The sequence below is a fragment of the Nocardiopsis moroccensis genome (genome assembly GCF_055763695.1).
In genome coordinates this window covers 2,530,870-2,548,632 of sequence record NZ_CP199747.1, presented here as the reverse complement: position 1 = coordinate 2,548,632, position 17,763 = coordinate 2,530,870, and the positions used below count along the sequence as shown (strand labels likewise).

The following is a 17,763-nucleotide window of genomic DNA, read 5'->3' as shown; positions in this document are numbered from 1 at the left end:
GAAAGCCACCCGTACGGAGTGTTTACCCCTCCGCCGGGATGTTCACCGCGCAGGCACGGACGATGACCCGGAGTATGGAGGCTTCGATGGTTCGCGGTTCGGGGCGGAGGTGGGCGTGCGGGTGCGCTGCGCTGGCGGAAGGGCCCTGGGGGCCGTGGGGATGACGACCGTGCTGGTCGCGGCGGCGGGTTTCGCCCCGGCCGACCGGTGGGACGGCGAACTCCCCTTCTACGGGCAGACCGTCGACTGGCAGCCGTGCTTCACCCCGGAGGAACTCGCCGCCGCAGAGGGCACGGAGGGCGACCCCGACTGGACCTCGCGCCTGGAGTGCGGCACCGTCACCGTCCCCGTCAGCCACGGCGACCCCGAGGGCCGGACCATCGACATGGCGGTGGTCAGGCACCCCGCCCAGGGGCCCGCCGAACAGCGGCGCGGCTCCCTCGTGTTCGACTTCGGCGGCCCCGGCGTCCCCGGGGTCGAACGGATGAGGAGCGGCCCCCTGCCTCTGAGCAGACAGACACGCGCCTCCTTCGACCTGGTCTCCTTCGACCCGCGCGGGGTGGGGGAGAGCGCCGGGTTCACCTGCCCGCGGTGGCGGGCCATGCGGGCGCCCCTGGAGGCGCTCCGGAACCTCGGACCGCAGGAGGTCACCGACGAGCGGCTCCGTGAGCTGGACAAGGCCGCCGAAGCCTACGCCCGAAGCTGTGTCGAGGAGGTCGGCGAGGAGTTCCTCGCCAACGCGGGCACCGTCAACGTGGTCCGTGACCTCGACATCCTCCGCGACGCCCTCGGCGACCGCCGCCTGAACTACGTGGGTTTCTCCTACGGCACCCGCATCGGGGCCCTGTACGCCGAGATGTTCGCCGAGAACACCCGGGCCCTGGTCCTCGACGGGGCGATGCAGATCGAACGGGACGTCGTCGCGGACGGGGTGGAGCAGAGCGGTGGAGTCCGGACCGCATGGGAGACCTTCGTCGACTACTGCCTGGAGCGGGCACCGGAGTGCCCGTTCACCGACGCGGCGCAGGCCACCGCCGAGACGGAGGCGATCCTGGCCGGGGTCGCCGCCGACCCGGTCGTCCTCGAGGAGGGCGGCGTCGGCCGCCACGAACTGCTCGTGCTGCTCCGCGAGTCCCTGTACACCGAACACAGGTGGGAGAACGCGGCCCGGCTCCTCGCCCGGCTCGCGGCGGGCGACACCGGGGACGAGTTCGTCCGGGGCTACCTCGAGGGCGCCCTCGCGTCCCGGGACGGGGGGTCTGGGCCGGAGGAGTCCGCGTTCACGGCGGTGCGCTGCGCCGACCACACCAACCCCACCGACCCCCACGAGTACCGGGAGGGCGCCCGGCGCGCCGCGGACCTCTCCCCGCTCTTCGGGGGCGAACAGGTGTGGTCGTTGCTGCCCTGCGCCCACTGGCCCGTCACCGAGGTCGTCCCCACCGGGGTGAGCGCCCCGATGGCGCCGTCGATCCTGGTGGTCGGCACCCGGGGCGATCCCGCCACCCCGTACGAGTGGGCGCGCGAGCTGGCCGACCAGTTGGCCTCCGCGACCCTGTTCACCTACGAGGGCGGGGGCCACACGGCCTACGCGGGCGGACGGTCCTGCGTCGACCGGGTGGTGGACGCCTACCTCCTGTACGGCGAGGTCCCCCCGGAGGGCTCCTCCTGCCCGGGGGAGCTCTGAGCGGTCGGGAACCGCACGAACGACAGCACCAGGGCCAGGGCCCCGCACCCCCGGCCAGACCGGCCGGCCATGGACGCCACCCCCGACCCCCTCGATGCCGGGACCGCCGCCCGGGTCCGGGGCGGAGGCGAGCGGTTGCTGCGCCGCGTCGACGAGGCCTTCGCCGCCGTCCCCGCCAGCCTCGCCCTGTCCGCCGCCTGAGCGAGGGCAGCCGCCCGCCCTCCCTCCCGGGGACGACCCGGCTCCCCCGCACGGGGGAGGCGGCCCCGCGCCGTGCCGGGCAGACTCGGACACGAGCGGGGCAACCGAAGGGAAGGACCGGCCATGGCAGCGCGGACGCGGGCTACCGGAGGGGCCGCCACGGGGGCGGGCCCGGAACGGACGCCACCGGTGTGGCTCGGACTCTCGGCCGCGGCGGCGGCCCTGGTCCTGGCTGTCGCGCACCTGGCCGTCACCGGCGGCCCCGTGGCGACCGGGCAGCAGGACCCCACTCCGGGCCACCTGGCCTGGGTGCTGCTCCCGGTCGCCGTAGTGCTGGGCTTCGCCGTTTCGGCGGTCGCCCTGGTAAGCCCCGGGGCGGGACGGGCCCCGGGGCGTTCACCGGTCCGGGTCACCGGTACGGCGGCGGTGTGCACGGCCCTGCTCACCTTGGTCGCGTTAGCGCCGTTGGCCTTCGGGGCGGCCCCCGCGTCCCTCCTCCTGGGCCCCGGCCCCTACGCCCTGCCCTGTGCGGCGCTCTTCACCGCGCTCACCCTGAGCGCCCGTGCGGTCCGGCATCCCCGGGTTCCTCCGGCGGGACGGCGCCTGCCGCCTGCCGGTACCGGCCGGGAGGGGCCCCGAACTCCCGCTTGAACGCGTTGGCGAAGGCGAACTGCGAGGAGTAGCCCACCCTGGCGGCGACCGAGCCGATCGGCGCGTCCCCCTCGCGCAGCAACCGGGCGGCGGTGGTCAGCCGCCACCACGTCACGTAGGCCAGGGGGGACTGACCCACCAACGAGGTGAAGCGCCGGGAGAAGGCCGCCCGGGACAGTCCGGCCCGAGCGCCCAGCTTCGCCACCGTCCACGGGTGCGCCGGGTCCCGATGGACGGCCTGGACCGCCGCCCGCACCCCCGGATCGCGCATGGCACCGGCGAAACCGCAGCCGGAGCCCCCGCCCGAGGCGCGGGACTCCTCCAGGTAGGTGCGCAGGATGTACACGAGCAGCATGTCCAACAGGTGTGGGACCAGGGTGTCCCCTCCGGGCCGGTTCGTCCCCAACTCCCGGCCGAGCAGCCCCACCGCCAGCGGGAGCTCCGAGCGCTGCCCGACCCGTGCGGGCAGGTGCACCACGGAGGGGAGTTCGGTGAGCAGGGGGTGCGGGCGCGAGGCGCTGGCGTGGTAGGAGCCGCCCACGGTGACGCAGGCGGGCTCGCCCGACTGTGCGTCCCCCACGGAGGCGGCGGCGAACGGCGGCGCGGCGGCCGGGTCCCCGGGCCGGGCGTACCCCTGGGAGCACACCAGGGTGGGCACGGTCCCGTCCGGCGGGGCGGCGCCTCCCCGCTCGCGCAGGAGGCTCACGCAGTCCAACCGGTCGGCCGGTGTCTCGGGGGAGCTGGTCAGGGAGTGCGCCCGGCCGCGCGGCAGGAACAACACGTCCCCCGGGCCCAGCTGGAGCGGGTCGAGGCCGTCTGCCAGCAGCCAGCACGAACCCTGCAGGACCACCAGGAACTTGGCCCCGGGGACCTCCGGGAAGCGCATGCCCCAGGGGGCGTGCCACTCGATCCGGGCCGAGTGCGGATGACCGGTGCGCACGGTCGAGATGACGTCGCTGAGCACATCCATGCTGTCAACGTATCCGTACACGAGGCCCGGGTGGACGATCGCGTATGCGAGGGAGCCGAAAACGCATGGGAAGTCTCGCTCCGGATCCGTACGGTCGGGAAGGTACCGACCGAACGCGAGGAGACCCCGTGACCGCCATCGAGAACCGCACCGCGCGTACCGCCCGTCCCGCCTGGCAGCCGCGGCTGGCCGCCGTCGTCGCCGTCACCGTCCTCAACATCCTGCTGGCCCTGAGCGCACCTCTGCTCGGCGCGGACCTGGTGGTCGCGCCGCCCGGCCAGGAACCCGCCCCCGTCGACTGGCCCGCCTTCGCCGTCTTCAGCGCCGGCTTCGCCCTCCTGGGCTGGGGCGTCCTGGCCCTGGCCGAGCGTTTTCTCGGCGCCGCCCGCGGCCGCCGGGCCTGGACCGTCGCCGCGGTGGCCCTCACCCTGGTGATGTTCCTGCCGCCCCTGGCGGCGGAGGCCTCGGCCGCCACCGTCGCCGTCCTCGAACTCAGCCACCTGGTGGTCGCCGCCGTCGTCATCCCGGTGTTCCGGCGCAGCTCCGGGGCGGCCTGAACCCCGTCCGCGCCCTCCCGGAAGCGGGGCGGTGGGAGCACCGCGGCGTTCCCACCGCCCCGCGGCCGGGGCGGCCCGGGTTTTGGGTGTGGGCGTATAGTTCGGACATACCGGCTGGCGACCGCATCCGCGGCCGTGCCGCCTTCGAAGGGACACCCCCTGCAACTGAGCACACTGCTCAACGGCCATGCCCACCAGGTCATCCACGGGGATCCGGCCCTCCCCATCACCGCGGCGCCCTGCGTCGACATCGACCGGGTGGCGCCGGGCTCCCTCTACCTCGCTCTCCCCGGGCATCCCGAGGGCGGCCCGGACGGGATCGCCACAGCGTTCGCCCGGGGCGCCGTCGCCGCCATCGTCGAGAAACCCCTCCCGGCGGACGGGCCGTCCGCGCCATCCGGCACCTGCCTGGTGCAGGTCGCCGACGCCCGGATCGCCGCGGCGCTGGTGTCCGCCCGACACCACGGCGAACCCGGCGCCGCCATGGACGTGGTCGCGGTCACCGGCACCAACGGCAAGACCTCGGTGGCGGCCGTGTACGAGTCGCTGCTGCGGATCGCCAACGGGGCACGGGTCGGTGTCATCGGTACCTCCGGTGCCCGGACCGGCGGCGACTCGATCCCGATGCCCCGGTCGCTGCTGACCACTCCCGAGGCCCCGGACCTGCAGTACCTGCTGGCCCGGATGCGCAGCCGCGGCACCCTCAGCGTCGTCCTGGAGGCGACGTCCATGGGACTGCTCCAGCACCGGGTGGACGGTTCGCACATCGACGTCGGGGTCTTCACCAACCTGACCCAGGACCACCTGGACGACCACGGCACGATGGACAGCTACCGGGACGCCAAACTGCGGCTGTTCCAGGGCCTGTGCCGTCAGGCCGTGGTCAACGTGGACGACCCCGTGGGCGCCACCATCCCCGCGATGATGCCGGGTGCGGTCACCACCTACTCCGTCGAGGGCCCGGCGGACTACCGGGCGAGCGACCTGGTGGTGGACGCCTCGGGCACCCGGTTCGTCCTGCACCACGGGGGCCGCGAGTACCCGGCGGCTATCCCGATGCCGGGCCGCTTCTCGGTGTCCAACGCACTCGCCGCGCTGGCCGCCTGCCACGTGCAGGGGCACGACCTCGAAGGCCTGGTGGCCGCACTCGAACACATGCCGCAGATCCCGGGCCGGTTCGAGCACTTCGCCGCGCCGCACGGGGTCTCGGTGATCGTCGACTACGCCCACTCGCCCGACTCCCTGGACAAGGTCCTGGCCACGATCCGCGGCTTCGCCCCGGGCGGTGTGATCACCGTCTTCGGGTGCGGCGGGGACCGGGACACCACCAAGCGGGCGCGGATGGGCGAGATCGCGGGCACCCACTCCGACCGGTGCGTGATCACCTCGGACAACCCGCGCCACGAGGACCCGGAGGCGATCATGGATCAGGTGGCGGAGGGGGTGGAGCGGACCGGGACCCCGTTCGCCCGGATCGCCGACCGCCGGTCCGCCATCAGCCGGGCCCTGTCGGTGGCCCGCTCCGGTGACGTCGTGCTGATCGCGGGCAAGGGCTGCGAGCCGTACCAGATCTTCGGCGACCAGATGCTGCCCTTCGACGACATGACCACCGTCCGCGAGTTCTCCACCGCGTCCGTCGGCCCGCTGACCGGGATCTACGAACCGACCTCGCGGGTCGCCGAGAAGGGCTGATCCCCGCACGGTGGCCCGGGTGCTGTACGTCGCCCCGGCCACCACCCGGTACGGGGGCGGGGGAGTTCCGCCCCGTCCGAATGACGGGCTCCGGTGAGGCCACCCGGCCCCGGGCCCGTCAGGTCCCCTCACCGGTCCGCGGTGGCACGGCCCCGGTGAATCCGCTGCCGTGTCAGGCAGGAGCGCACCACCACGGCTGCCGGACTGAGTGCGCGTCCTCGTCCGGGGCCGCCGCGCCCACCCTGCCCGGCTGGTGAACTTCGGGGTCTGCCTCGCCCGACCCTGGTCCGCGCTCCGGAGGACTTCTTCCCCGGCTTCTCCGGGGCGCCCCACGTCCCGCACGGGACGGCGCCGAGTCCGCCATGCGTCTGCGGCCACCGGGCAGGAACGGTCATTCCTCTCCGGGGTCGGTACGGTCGTCCGAAGCCCCCGCGTCCCGCCTGGCGTGCCTGGTGGGCCTGATGCGCAGTTCGTCGCTGGTTCGCTCGGTGCCGTCCTGACCGACGAAGCCCACGCGGACGGGCTGCTCGGAGATGTCGTCGACCACGGCCAGGGGCGCGCCCTCAGGCTGGAGGTGCTGGGCGCCCCACTGCATCAGGGCCAGTACCACGGGGGTGAGGTCGCGGCCCTTGTCCGTGGGCACGTACTCGTACCTGGTGCGGCTGCCCGGCTCCTTGTACGGCTGCCGGATGAGCAACCCGGCTTCGGTGAGCTGTTTGAGGCGGGTCGAGGCGACCGCCTCGGTGACCCCGACGCGTTCGACGAAGAGCTCGAACCGCCGGGTCCCGTACAGCAGGGCCTCGCGCAGGATCAGCATCGACGAGCGGGGTCCGATGACGTCCAGCGCCATCGCCATCCCGCAGGCGTCCGGATGCCAGGAGCGCAGATCGGCGAGGGATCGGTCAAGCTTGATGGTCATGTTCAGCAGCTTAGCCACGCCCGCCTGACTTGACATTCCCATAGTCAGCGATCTATTTTCCTGACTATGGAAAGCCAAAGTCAGACTCTGGGTGAAGCAACGCGGCCCGCCGTGTTCACGGACCACTGGGCCGGTTTCGGCGGGACCCACGGCGGTCTGGTGGCCGCCGCGCTCCAACAGGCCGTCACCGACCTCCTCGGCGGCACGCCCGGGACGCTGTCAGCCCACTTCCTCCAAGCCGTGCCGCCCGGACCCGCCGAGATCAGCGTCCGCCGGCTCCGCGGCGGCCGGTCCGCGGCCGCGCTCGCCACCATCGACGGCCTGGCCACCGCCCTGATCCGGCACTCCCACGGCCCCGAGGAGCCCCCGACGATCCGTTCCGGTGACGCCTCGCCCCCGGAGCGGCGTCCCGATCCCGCATCCCTGGAACGCTTCACCCCTCCGCGCGCCCTGGTCGCCTTCGGTTCCCACGTGGATATCCGGCCGCTCGGTGCGTCCCGACCGCTCGCCGCCGGAACCGACCCCGCTTACGAGGCCTGGATCCGGATCTCCCCGCAGGCCCCCGGCGTCGACCACCTGGACGCCCGGTCCCGGCGCCTGATCCTCGTCGACGCGATGCCGCCCGGCCTGTTCGCCGTCTGGAACCGGCCCGCGCTCGTTCCGACCCTGGAACTTTCGGTGCACTTCGCTCCCTGCCCCGACGACTCCCCGTGGCACCTGGTGCGCCACCGCACGGTGTGGGCGTCCGCTGACCTGTGCGTGGACGAGACCACCCTGCACACCCGGCACGGTGAACTCGCAGCCCAGGGGCGCCAGCTCCGCCGGATCCTGCCCGCCTGAGCCCCGACGCCCGCCCCCCCCGCGTCCGCACCCGGGACGGCACCGACGCGGACCCCGGGCCCGCGCTCGACCACACACCGCGCGTCCCCCACCCCGTCTCCGCTGAAATCCGCCGCGGGGACCCCACCGAGGAGACCACAGACATGCCCGAAGCCGTCATCGTCGACGCAGTACGCACGCCCATCGGTAAGGGAAAACAGAGCGGTGCCCTGCACGGCGTCAACGCCGTGGACCTGCTCGCCCACAGCCTCGAAGCCCTCGTCGAGCGCACCGGCCTGGACCCCGCACTGGTGGACGACGTCATCGGCGGCGTCGTCACCCAGCACGGAGAACAGGCGGCCAACATGACCCGCCGCGCCCTCCTGGCCGCCGGATTCCCCGAGTCCGTGCCCGCGACCACCGTCGACCGTCAGTGCGGCAGCAGCCAGCAGGCCGTCCACTTCGCCGCACAGGGGGTCATCGCGGGCGCCTACGACATCGTCGTCGCCGCAGGCGTGGAGTCGATGGGGCGCGTGCCCATGGGAACCAACCTGGCCGGGTCGGCCGACGCGCTCGGCTCGGGCTTCGCCAAGCGCTACCCCGAAGGACTCGTGGGCCAGGGCGTGTCCGCCGAGCTGATCGCCGCCCGCTGGGACATCTCCCGGCGGCGGATGGACGAGTTCGCCCTCACCAGCCACGCCCGGGCGGCGGACGCCACGCGGCGCGGCGCCTTCGACGGCCAGCTCGCACCGGTCAACGGCCTGGCCGCCGACGAGGGCATTCGTGAGGGCGGCACCCCGGACACGCTCGCCGCGCTGCGCCCCGCCTACCGCGACGACGCCACGGCCGCCCGCTTCCCGCAGATCACCTGGAACGTCACCGCGGGAAACGCCAGTCCGCTCAGCGACGGCAGCGCGGCCGTCCTCATCATGAGTGCGGAGCGCGCCGCCGAACTCGGCCTGCGCCCGCTCGCCCGGCTGCACAGCTTCGCCGTCGCCGCCGACGACCCGCTGTACATGCTCACAGCGGTCATCCCCGCCACGCGCAAGGTGCTGGACCGGGCCGGGCTGACCATGGACGACATCGACCTGTTCGAGGTCAATGAGGCCTTCGCCTCCGTCGTGCTGGCCTGGGCCGCCGAGACCGGTGCCGACCTGGGCCGGGTCAACGTCAACGGCGGCGCGCTCGCGCTCGGCCACCCGCTCGGTGCCAGCGGTGCCCGGCTGATGACCACCCTCGTCCACGGGCTCCACGAACACGGCGGCCGGTACGGACTGCAGGCCATGTGCGAGGCCGGGGGACTGTCCAACGCCACCGTCGTCGAACGGCTCTGAGCGCTCCGCCCCCGAGCCCCGGCCTCCGGCCCCCGGACACGACGGCGCCCCGGCCGCGGATCTCCTGAACGGAAACCCTCCGGCCGGGGCGTGCGTACGTACCGCTCCCGGGCGACCTCAGAGCTTCGAGGCCGCCTCCTCGTCCACCCAGAACACCGTCCGCTCACTACCGCGCGCACCGGCCACCGGGGCCCGGTCCACGCTCGCGCCGGACAGCCCCAGGCGTACGGCCTCGGCCTTGGACTCACCCGAGGCCAGCACCCACACCTGCCGTGCCGCCCCGATGGCCTGCAGGGTCAGGCTGATCCGCGTCGGCGGCGGCTTGGGGGAGTCGTGCACCGCCACCACGGCGGCCTCGTCCTCGTGCACCCCCGGCAGTCCCGGGAACAGCGACGCCACGTGCGCGTCCGGCCCCAGACCCAGCAGGCACACGTCGAACTCGGGCACCGGGCCGTTCCCCCGCGCCGCCACGGACAGCGCCGCCGAGTAGTTCGTGGCCCCCCGCACCGCGTCGTGGTTGTCGGTCCCGTCCGAGGACGGCATCGGGTGCACCTGGTGCGCGGGGATGTCGATGTCGTTGACCAGCGCCTCGCAGGCCTGGGTCTCGTTGCGTTCGGGGTCGCCCTCGGGCAGGAAGCGCTCGTCCCCCCACCACAGGTGGACGTGCGACCACTTCATCCCGCTGGCCTTGGCCTCGTCCCGCAGCGCCGCGAGGGTCCGGATACCGACCCCGCCGCCGGTCAGCACCAGGTGGAACTCGCGCTCCTCCACCTCGGCGCTCACGATCAGCTTCGCCAGCCGCGACGCGGCGCTCTGCGCCAACTGGCCCGCGTCGTTCGTACGGACGATCTCCGGTTCGGTCATCGGTCCACTCCGCTTCCAGCGAGCAACGGCCCCAGGTGGCGGGCCGCGCTCGCGTAGGTCTCGTCGGCGTCCAGACGGCGCAGCTCCTCGGCCAACGCCAGGGCCGCGCCGCGCCGGGCCAGCGCCACCGTCTGGTCCGGCTGCCCGGTCCGGGACAGGGTCGCCACCCGGCCGTCCACCCGGGAGATCGTGATGTCCCCCTGGTCGGTGGTCAGCCGGACCTCGGTCAGGCCGGGCCCGTCCGAGGTGCCGCGTTCCACCGGCACCTCCAACCGCTCCGACAACCACGCCGCCAACAGCTCGGCGCTCGGGTAGTCGCGTTCGGCCGTCACCCTGGCCGAGGTCACCCACCCGCACGGCTGGTCCATGGCGCTGGCCAGCAGCGAACGCCACGGGGTGAGCCGCGTCCAGGTCAGGTCGGTGTCACCCGCACGGTAGTGGGCTACCCGCTCCACCAGGTCCCATACCGGGTCCGGGGCGCGCAGGGCGTCGGTGATCCGACGGTGGGCCAGGCGGCCCACCGGGTCGGCGGCCGGGTCGGCGGGCCCCTGGCCCGGCCACCACACCACCACCGGGGCGTCCGGGACCAGCAGCGGGGTCAGCACCGAGTCGGGGTGCTCGCCCAACGGCCCGTACAGGCGCAGCAGCACCGCCTCGCCCGGCCCCGAGGTGCCGGGGCGGCGGATCTCCGCGTCGATGGCCGGTTCGGCCTCCGGGTCGCGGCGGATCAGCGCCACCACCCGCGAGGGGTGCTCGCGGCCCGCCTCGGTGGCGGCGCGCACGGCGTCGTAGTGGTCGGCCTCGTCGGTGACGATCACCAGGGTGAGCACCATGTTCATGGCGCCCCCGCCGACACTGAGCCGCTCGGCCATGAGCGCCTCGGTGATCTGCGAGGTCGTGGTGCGCGGAAGATAGAGCGTCATCTGTCCCTCCGGAAGCGGGCTCGGGCGGTCACGGGCGGCGCCACTGGCGGCCGTCCCTGCTGAGCAGTTCCTCCGCGGACTCGGGGCCCCAGGTACCCGAGCCGTACTGTTCGGGCCGGCCGTCCTTGGCCCAGTACTCCTCGACCGGGTCCAGGATCTGCCAGGACAGCTCGACCTCCTCCTGGCGCGGGAACAGCGGCGGGTCGCCGATGAGCACGTCCAGGATGAGCCGCTCGTAGGCCTCCGGGCTGGCCTCGGTGAAGGACTGCCCGTACGTGAAGTCCATGCTCACGTCGCGCACCTCCATGGAGGTGCCCGGCACCTTGGAGCCGAACCGGAGGGTGACCCCCTCGTCGGGCTGGATGCGCAGCACCAGGGCGTTCTGGCCGAGCTCGCTGATGTCGCTGCGGGCGAACATCTGCTGCGGTGCCGCCTGGAACACCAGCGCCACCTCGGTCACCCGGCGGCCCAGCCGTTTGCCGGTGCGCAGGTAGAACGGGACCCCCGACCAGCGGCGGGTGCCCACGTCCAGCTTCAGCGCCGCGTAGGTCTCGGTCACCGAGTCGGAGGGGATGCCCTCCTCCTCCAGGTAGCCGCGGACCGACGCCCCGCCCTGCCACCCGGCCGCGTACTGGCCGCGCGCCGTCCCCTTGGCCAGGTCGTCGGGGAGCGTCACCGCGGACAGGACCTTCTCCTTCTCGGCGCGGATCGCGTCGGCGCTGTAGGAGACGGGCTCCTCCATCGCGACGAGCGCGAGCAGCTGCAGGAGGTGGTTCTGGATGACGTCGCGTGCCGCGCCGATGCCGTCGTAGTAGCCCGCGCGGCCGCCCACACCGATGTCCTCGGCCATGGTGATCTGCACGTGGTCCACGTAGCTGCGGTTCCACAGCGGCTCGAACAGGGTGTTGGCGAAGCGCAGCGCCAGGATGTTCTGGACCGTCTCCTTGCCCAGGTAGTGGTCGATGCGGAACACCGACGACGGCGGGAACACGTCGTCCACCACCGCGTTGAGCTCCTTGGCGCTCTCCAGGTCGTGGCCGAACGGCTTCTCGATCACCACCCGGCGCCACGGCGTGGCCCCGCCCGGGCCGGCGGGTTCGGGGGTGGCCAGACCGCTGCGCTTGAGCTGGGTGACCACGGTCGGGAACAGCTTGGGCGGCAGCGACAGGTAGAAGGCGTAGTTGCCTCCGGTCCCGCGCTCGGAGTCCAGCTCACGGACGGTCCGGGCCAGGTTGTCGAAGGCGCTGTCGTCGTCCAGGTCGCCCTGGACGAACCGCACGCCCTCGCTCAGCTGGCGCCACACGTCCTCACGGAACGGGGTGCGCGCGTGTTCGCGCACCGCGGCGTAGGCCTCGGCCGCGAAGTCCTGGTCCTCCCAGTCACGGCGGGCGAAACCGACCAGGCCGAAACCCGGCGGCAGCATGCCGCGGTTGGCGAGGTCGTAGATGGCGGGCAGGAGTTTCTTGCGGGCCAGGTCGCCCGTGACGCCGAACAGCACCAGCACGCTGGGCCCGGCGATACGGGGGAGCCTTCGGTCCAGGGCGTTGCGGAGCGGGTTGGGTACCGCTCCCGGCATCACCGGTTCTTTCACGCTTGTCCGCGCTTCCTGTCGAGAGTGGCCGGTGGATCGGTGGCTGGCGGTACCCGCGTCCGCGCGCCCCGGGCCGGGTGCGCGCGGACGCGGGTCGGGCCCCGAAGGGCCCGTCGGCTCAGGCGAGCTCGTCGAGCTTCATGGTGAGGCGGCCGAGCAGGCTCTCCCAGGAGTCCACGAACTTGACCACGCCGTCCTCCTCCAGGTGGCGGGTCACGTCGGCCAGGTCCACGCCGACCTCGGCCAGGGCGTCCAGGTCGGCCTGGGCGGCCTCGTAGCCCGCACGGACGGTGTCCCCGGTGACCTCGCCGTGGTCGGCGGTGGCGTCCAGGGTGGCCTGCGGCATCGTGTTCACGGTGCCCGGGGCCACCAGCTCGGTGACGTACCGGGTGTCCGGGTAGGCCGGGTCCTTCACACCGGTGGAGGCCCACAGCGGGCGCTGCGGGGTGGCGCCCCCGGCGGCCAGGGCCTTCCAGCGCTCGGAGGAGAACACCTCCTCGTAATCGCGGTAGGCCAGACGGGCGTTGGCGATGGCGGCGCGGCCGAGCAGCTCCTCGGCGCGCGGGGTGCCGATCCCCTTCAGGCGCTTGTCCGTCTCGGCGTCCACCCGGCTGACGAAGAACGACGCCACCGACTGGATGCGGGACAGGTCATGGCCGTTCTCCCGGGCCAGCTCCAGCCCGGCCAGGAACGCGTCCATGACCGCGCGGTAGCGCTCCAGGGAGAAGATCAGGGTCACGTTGACGCTGATGCCCAGCCCGAGCACCTGGGTGATCGCGGGCAGACCCTCGAGGGTCGCCGGGATCTTGATCATCAGGTTGGGCCGGTCGACCAGCCACCACAGCGACTTGGCCTCGGCGACGGTGCGCTCGGTCTCGCGCGCCAGACGCGGGTCCACCTCCAGGGAGACCCGGCCGTCCACGCGGTCGGTGGCCTCGTACACCGGGCGCAGGGTGTCCGCCGCCCAGCGGATGTCGTAGGCGGTCAGCAGCCGGACGGCCTCGCCCACCGACACCCCGCGCACACCGAACTCGTGCACCTGCAGGTCGTAGGCGTCGCCCTCGGCGAGCGCCTTGTCGAAGATGGAGGGGTTCGAGGTGACGCCGGTGACGTTGTGCGTCGACATCAGTTCGGCCAGGTTGCCGGTACGCAGCCGGTTACGGCTGATGTCGTCCAGCCAGACGGACTGTCCGGCCGTGGCCAGGTCCTTCAGAGCGGTGCTCATGGTTCTCTCACGCCTTCCTCACGGGGCGCGTGCGCCCCTGTCACACGGAGCGGGCCCGCCGGGGATCCTCCCGGCGGGCCCGCGTCGTCAGCTTCCGGCCTTGGCCAGACTGTCGCGGACCGCCGCGACGACGGCCTCGGAGGTGATGCCGAACTTCTCGTAGAGCGTCTGGTAGGGAGCGGAGGCACCGAAGTGCTCCAGGCTCACCGACACGCCGGCGTCGCCGACGTAGGAGCGCCAGCCCATGGCGATCCCGGCCTCGACGGACACGCGGGCGCGCACCGAGGAAGGCAGCACCTGCTCCCGGTACTCCTCGCTCTGGGAGTCGAACCACTCCACGCACGGCATGGAGACCACGCGGGTGGGCGTGCCGGCCTTCTCCAGTTCGGCGCGGGCCTCCAGGGCCAGGTACACCTCGCTGCCGGTGGCGACGACGATCGCCTCGGGGGTGCCGCCGCCGGCCTCGGCCAGCACGTAGCCGCCCTGGGCGGCGCCCTCGGCGGAGGCGTGGGTGTCCCGGTCCAGGACGGGCACGTTCTGGCGGGTGAGCGCCAGCGCGGACGGGCGGTCGGCGTTGGCCAGGACCTCGCGCCAGACGACGGCGGTCTCGTTGGCGTCGGCCGGACGGATCACGTCCAGGCCGGGGATGGCGCGCAGCGCCCACAGGTGCTCGACCGGCTGGTGCGTGGGGCCGTCCTCGCCCAGGCCGATGGAGTCGTGCGTCCACACGTAGGTGACCGGCAGCTTCATCAGCGCGGCCAGGCGCACGGCCGGGCGCATGTAGTCGCTGAACACCAGGAAGGTGCCGCCGTAGGGGCGGGTGGGGCCGTGCAGGGCGATGCCGTTGAGGATCGAGCCCATGCCGTGCTCGCGGACGCCGAAGTGCAGCACACGCCCGTAGGGGTTGCCCGGGAACATGCTGCTGGCCCGGTCGAAGGGCAGGAAGGACGGCTCGCCCTTGGGCGTGGTGTTGTTGGACCCGGCGAGGTCGGCGGAGCCGCCCCACAGTTCGGGCAGGAGCGGGGCGATGGCGCCGAGCACCTCACCGCTGGCCTTGCGGGTGGCCATGCCCTTCTCGCTGGCCTCGAAGGACGGCAGGGACTTCTCCCAGCCCTCGGGGAGCTTGCCCGACTGGAGGCGGTCGAAGAGCTCGCCGTGCTCCTCGGCACCCTTGCGCCAGGCGTGCAGGGCCTCGTCCCAGGCGGCGTGGGCCTCACGGCCGCGGTCCAGGGCCTTGCGGGTGTGCTCGATCACGGCGTCCTCGACGGCGAACGGCTCGTCGGGCAGGCCCAGGATCTCCTTGGTGGCGGAGATCTCGTCGGCACCCATCGCCGCGCCGTGGATGGCGCCGGTGTTCTGCTTGTTCGGCGAGGGCCAGCCGATGACGGTGCGCAGACGAATGAAGGTCGGACGCTCGGTCTCGGCCTTGCCGCGCAGGATCGCCCGGTGGAGAGCCTCGACGTCCTCGACGTACTCGCCGGTGGCGGTCCAGTCGACCTCCTCGACGTGCCAGCCGTAGGCGGCGTAGCGCGCCACGACGTCCTCGCTGTGCGCGATGCGGGTGTCGTCCTCGATGGAGATCTGGTTGTCGTCCCAGATCATGATGAGGTTGCCGAGGTTCTGCGTCCCGGCCAGGGCGCCGGCCTCATGGCTCACGCCCTCCTGGACGTCGCCGTCGGAGCAGAAGGCGTAGACGTGGTGGTCGAAGGGGCTGGCACCCGGACCGGCCTCGGGGTTGAACAGGCCGCGCTCGCGGCGGGCGGCCATGGCCATGCCGACGGCGTTGCCGACGCCCTGCCCCAGTGGGCCGGTGGTGGTCTCCACGCCGGCGGTGTGGCCGACCTCGGGGTGGCCCGGAGTCAGGCTGTCCCACTGGCGCAGCCCCTTGAGGTCGTCGATGGTGAGGCCGTACCCGGCCAGGTAGAGCTGGATGTACAGGGTGAGGCTGGAGTGGCCGATCGACAGCACGAACCGGTCCCGGCCCACCCAGTCGGGCGCGGCGGGGTCGTGCCGCATGATCTTCTGGAAGAGGAGGTAGGCGGCGGGAGCGAGGCTCATCGCGGTGCCGGGGTGACCGTTACCCGACTTCTCTACCGCGTCCATGGCCAGCGCCCGGACCGTGTTGACGGCGCGGAGGTCGAGGTCCGACCACTCCAGGGTGTTCGGGGTGTGGGCGTTCACGGCCTTTGGTCTCCTTCTCGGGCACCCGTGCACCCGGTTCCGGGGCGGGTGTGCGGTTGTGCGTGCAGGTTGTCGCCGGGCACCCCGTCGGCGGCCCGCCGGTCGGGCGGGTCGCGGGGGGAACGCGGGAGGGCGGGGTCGCCATCGGCATCGGCATCGGCTGTGGACGTGGCTCGGCCGCACGTTGCCGACTTTGAGCCTATCGTCCGTGGCCGGGGATGTCGTTGCCCGACACCTCCTATTAGTTGTGGGTAACGCAGCAGGTGCGCGGGTTCCTGCACACCCCGGCCCTCCTCCCGGGCGCGTGGCACGTTGGAAGCACGGCGAGGGCTGTGCGAACCTTCTCTACACCCGTGCGGGCGGCGGGCGCCCGATGCGGAGGCCGCCGGGCCCCTGCCGGAGGCCACCCGTACGGAGGGGGTTGGTCACCGGCCCCCGCAGCCAAGTACTACACTTTGTCGTTGACGGGGTTTTGGCTGATCCTGACGCTTTGTCGGGCCGTTCGACCCCGCGTGGCGAGCAGTGTCGAAATCCCCAAGAGTTGTCGAGGTATCCGCGTGTCTGAAACCGAGCCGGCCCCCCGGGGGACAGCAGTGCTTCCGGACGTGAGGACGCGGAACTGATGGCGCTCACCAACCGTTCCCCGCAGACCCAGGAGAGCGGCGAGGCGGCCGCCCCCGCGCCGGAGGCCCCCCGCAGGGCCTCGTTCGGCGCCTACGCCCGCGCCTACGTCGCCCTCTCCAAGCCGCGCGTCATCGAGCTGCTGCTCATCACCACCATCCCGGTGATGTTCGTCGCCGCCGGGGGTGTGCCGCCGCTGTGGACCGCGGTCGCCACCCTGCTGTTCGGCACCATGTCGGCGGCCAGCGCGAACGCGATGAACTGCTACATCGACCGCGACATCGACCGTGAGATGCGTCGCACCCGCCAGCGTCCGGGCGCGATGGACCTGGTGACCCCGCGCGGCGCCCTCGTCTACGGCCTGATCCTGGCGGTCGGTTCCACCGTCGGCTTCCTCGCACTCGTCAACGTGCTCTCGGCCGTGCTGTCGCTCTTCGCGATCGCCTTCTACATCTTCGTCTACACGATGCTGCTCAAGCGGCGCACCGCGCAGAACGTCGTGTGGGGTGGCATCGCCGGCTGCATGCCGGTCCTCATCGGCTGGGCGGCCGTCACCAACAGCCTCGACTGGGCACCGTTCGTGCTCTTCCTGGTCGTGTTCTTCTGGACGCCGCCGCACACCTGGACGCTGGCCATGCGCTACCGCGAGGACTACGCGGCCGCCAAGGTCCCGATGCTGCCCGTGGTCGCCAGCGACCGCCGGGTCCTGCTGGAGTCGGTGCTGTACAGCTGGGCGACCGCGATCGTCTCGCTGATCTTCTGGCCGGTGGCCGGAACCACCTGGTTCTACGGTGCGGTCGCCCTCGTCCTGGGCGCCCTGCTGGTCATCCAGGCACACCGCCTGCTCAGCCGCTCGAAGGCGGGGGTGACCGGGGCCCGGCTGAAGACGATGGGTTTCTTCCACCTCTCCAACGCCTACCTGGCGCTGCTGTTCGCCGCGGTCACCGTCGACCCCCTGATCGCGCGCTTCCTCGTCTGATCCTCGTCCGAGGGACGCCCCGAAGACCCGGGGCGGTCCGGGGCTCAGCCCCGGCGGCCCCAGACGAGGACCGCGGACCACACGACCAGCGCCACCAGCAGCATCGCCAGCGGCACGTGCGCCTGGAGCGGCCCGTAGGTGCCCAGCGCGGCCTGGCCGAAGCCGAGCAGGAACGCCAGCAGGCTCACCACCGCGACCAGGCGGTCGTGCCGGGGCCCGCCGGGCGACCCTGCTCCCGGCAGCCGCCACACCAGGAGTGCCGCCAACAGCTGCACGCCGGTGGCCGCATGCACGGCGAAGGCCCCGCCGTAGTGCAGCGGCAGCGCTTCGGTGTTGAAGGTGACCAGTTGCCCCGCCGTGGCGAACTCCCACAGGAGGGCGGCCAGACTGGCACCGACCGCGATGCGCAGTACCAGGAGCCAGAGCGGGTTGCCCGCCCGGTCGGCTGTCGTTTTCGGGTCCATGGTGCGGCCTTCCTTCGTGACGGTTGAACAGGTCCGATTGTGTCGTACCCGGGTCGGCCCCTCCGGCTCCTCCCGGCGGGCGTCCAAC

15 protein-coding genes are annotated in these 17,763 nt (G+C 72.8%); 7 read left to right on the top strand and 8 right to left on the bottom strand.

Annotation, left to right across the window (positions count from 1 at the left end; genetic code table 11):
- Window positions 1–160: 160 nt before the first annotated feature.
- Both ACUKCB_RS11320 and ACUKCB_RS11315 read left to right on the top strand, forming a co-directional pair.
- On the top strand, window positions 161–1,684 hold the full coding sequence (locus tag ACUKCB_RS11320; RefSeq protein ID WP_473040469.1) for an alpha/beta hydrolase: 1,524 nt from the start codon (window positions 161–163) through the stop codon (window positions 1,682–1,684).
- A gap of 69 nt (window positions 1,685–1,753) precedes the next feature.
- The gene (locus ACUKCB_RS11315; RefSeq protein WP_473040468.1) at window positions 1,754–1,885 is read left to right on the top strand and encodes a hypothetical protein; all 132 of its coding nucleotides are present in this window, start codon (window positions 1,754–1,756) and stop codon (window positions 1,883–1,885) included.
- 547 nt (window positions 1,886–2,432) lie between these two features.
- On the opposite strand, the gene ACUKCB_RS11310 is transcribed toward ACUKCB_RS11315, so the two are convergent.
- Complete coding sequence (locus ACUKCB_RS11310; RefSeq protein WP_473040467.1) at window positions 2,433–3,506, bottom strand: AraC family transcriptional regulator; 1,074 nt, start codon at window positions 3,504–3,506, stop codon at window positions 2,433–2,435.
- A gap of 128 nt (window positions 3,507–3,634) precedes the next feature.
- On the opposite strand from ACUKCB_RS11310, the gene ACUKCB_RS11305 reads away from it, so the two are divergent.
- The gene (locus ACUKCB_RS11305) at window positions 3,635–4,063 is read left to right on the top strand and encodes a DUF6069 family protein (RefSeq protein WP_473040466.1); all 429 of its coding nucleotides are present in this window, start codon (window positions 3,635–3,637) and stop codon (window positions 4,061–4,063) included.
- Between the two features lie 135 nt (window positions 4,064–4,198).
- Complete coding sequence (locus ACUKCB_RS11300) at window positions 4,199–5,755, top strand: UDP-N-acetylmuramoyl-L-alanyl-D-glutamate--2,6-diaminopimelate ligase (RefSeq protein WP_473040465.1); 1,557 nt, start codon at window positions 4,199–4,201, stop codon at window positions 5,753–5,755.
- 391 nt (window positions 5,756–6,146) lie between these two features.
- On the opposite strand, the gene ACUKCB_RS11295 is transcribed toward ACUKCB_RS11300, so the two are convergent.
- Window positions 6,147–6,674, bottom strand: coding sequence for a winged helix-turn-helix transcriptional regulator (locus tag ACUKCB_RS11295; protein WP_473040464.1), 528 nt, complete (start codon window positions 6,672–6,674; stop codon window positions 6,147–6,149).
- A gap of 111 nt (window positions 6,675–6,785) precedes the next feature.
- On the opposite strand from ACUKCB_RS11295, the gene ACUKCB_RS11290 reads away from it, so the two are divergent.
- Window positions 6,786–7,514 carry a thioesterase family protein gene (locus ACUKCB_RS11290; RefSeq protein ID WP_473040463.1) on the top strand — a complete coding sequence of 243 codons (729 nt, stop codon included), beginning with the start codon at window positions 6,786–6,788 and terminating at the stop codon, window positions 7,512–7,514.
- Between the two features lie 143 nt (window positions 7,515–7,657).
- A complete protein-coding gene (locus ACUKCB_RS11285; RefSeq protein WP_473040462.1) occupies window positions 7,658–8,827 on the top strand; it encodes a thiolase family protein in 1,170 nt (389 codons plus the stop codon).
- Between the two features lie 117 nt (window positions 8,828–8,944).
- Here the strand turns inward: ACUKCB_RS11285 and pgl are convergent, their stop codons facing one another.
- The 5 genes from pgl to tkt all read right to left on the bottom strand — a co-directional run bounded on the left by pgl (window position 8,945) and on the right by tkt (window position 15,611).
- Entirely contained in the window at window positions 8,945–9,691 is a 747-nt protein-coding gene (gene pgl / locus ACUKCB_RS11280) for a 6-phosphogluconolactonase (protein ID WP_473040461.1), read from the bottom strand.
- A complete protein-coding gene (locus ACUKCB_RS11275; protein ID WP_473040460.1) occupies window positions 9,688–10,614 on the bottom strand; it encodes a glucose-6-phosphate dehydrogenase assembly protein OpcA in 927 nt (308 codons plus the stop codon). The genes pgl and ACUKCB_RS11275 overlap by 4 nt, the downstream gene beginning before the upstream one ends.
- Before the next feature lie 28 nt (window positions 10,615–10,642).
- On the bottom strand, window positions 10,643–12,190 hold the full coding sequence (gene zwf, locus ACUKCB_RS11270; RefSeq protein ID WP_473040459.1) for a glucose-6-phosphate dehydrogenase: 1,548 nt from the start codon (window positions 12,188–12,190) through the stop codon (window positions 10,643–10,645).
- 133 nt (window positions 12,191–12,323) lie between these two features.
- Window positions 12,324–13,430: a transaldolase gene (gene tal, locus ACUKCB_RS11265; RefSeq protein WP_473040458.1), complete on the bottom strand. Its 1,107-nt coding sequence runs from the start codon at window positions 13,428–13,430 to the stop codon at window positions 12,324–12,326.
- A gap of 87 nt (window positions 13,431–13,517) precedes the next feature.
- Window positions 13,518–15,611: a transketolase gene (gene tkt, locus ACUKCB_RS11260; RefSeq protein WP_473040457.1), complete on the bottom strand. Its 2,094-nt coding sequence runs from the start codon at window positions 15,609–15,611 to the stop codon at window positions 13,518–13,520.
- A 622-nt stretch (window positions 15,612–16,233) separates the two neighbouring features.
- Here tkt and ACUKCB_RS11255 point away from each other — a divergent pair.
- Window positions 16,234–17,211: a heme o synthase gene (locus ACUKCB_RS11255; protein WP_473040456.1), complete on the top strand. Its 978-nt coding sequence runs from the start codon at window positions 16,234–16,236 to the stop codon at window positions 17,209–17,211.
- A gap of 44 nt (window positions 17,212–17,255) precedes the next feature.
- On the opposite strand, the gene ACUKCB_RS11250 is transcribed toward ACUKCB_RS11255, so the two are convergent.
- Entirely contained in the window at window positions 17,256–17,675 is a 420-nt protein-coding gene (locus tag ACUKCB_RS11250) for a hypothetical protein (RefSeq protein WP_473040455.1), read from the bottom strand.
- Between the last annotated feature and the right edge of the window lie 88 nt (window positions 17,676–17,763).

What these genes read in the sequence shown, in the direction of transcription:
- tal (WP_473040458.1), bottom strand. Translation starts at nt 13,430, where the DNA reads ATGAGCACCGCTCTGAAGGACCTGGCCACGGCCGGACAGTCCGTCTGG.
- ACUKCB_RS11310 (WP_473040467.1), bottom strand. Translation starts at nt 3,506, where the DNA reads ATGGATGTGCTCAGCGACGTCATCTCGACCGTGCGCACCGGTCATCCG.
- ACUKCB_RS11275 (WP_473040460.1), bottom strand. Translation starts at nt 10,614, where the DNA reads ATGACGCTCTATCTTCCGCGCACCACGACCTCGCAGATCACCGAGGCG.
- ACUKCB_RS11250 (WP_473040455.1), bottom strand. Translation starts at nt 17,675, where the DNA reads ATGGACCCGAAAACGACAGCCGACCGGGCGGGCAACCCGCTCTGGCTC.
- ACUKCB_RS11255 (WP_473040456.1), top strand. Translation starts at nt 16,234, where the DNA reads ATGGCGCTCACCAACCGTTCCCCGCAGACCCAGGAGAGCGGCGAGGCG.
- pgl (WP_473040461.1), bottom strand. Translation starts at nt 9,691, where the DNA reads ATGACCGAACCGGAGATCGTCCGTACGAACGACGCGGGCCAGTTGGCG.
- ACUKCB_RS11295 (WP_473040464.1), bottom strand. Translation starts at nt 6,674, where the DNA reads ATGACCATCAAGCTTGACCGATCCCTCGCCGATCTGCGCTCCTGGCAT.
- ACUKCB_RS11315 (WP_473040468.1), top strand. Translation starts at nt 1,754, where the DNA reads ATGGACGCCACCCCCGACCCCCTCGATGCCGGGACCGCCGCCCGGGTC.
- ACUKCB_RS11285 (WP_473040462.1), top strand. Translation starts at nt 7,658, where the DNA reads ATGCCCGAAGCCGTCATCGTCGACGCAGTACGCACGCCCATCGGTAAG.
- zwf (WP_473040459.1), bottom strand. Translation starts at nt 12,190, where the DNA reads ATGCCGGGAGCGGTACCCAACCCGCTCCGCAACGCCCTGGACCGAAGG.
- ACUKCB_RS11320 (WP_473040469.1), top strand. Translation starts at nt 161, where the DNA reads ATGACGACCGTGCTGGTCGCGGCGGCGGGTTTCGCCCCGGCCGACCGG.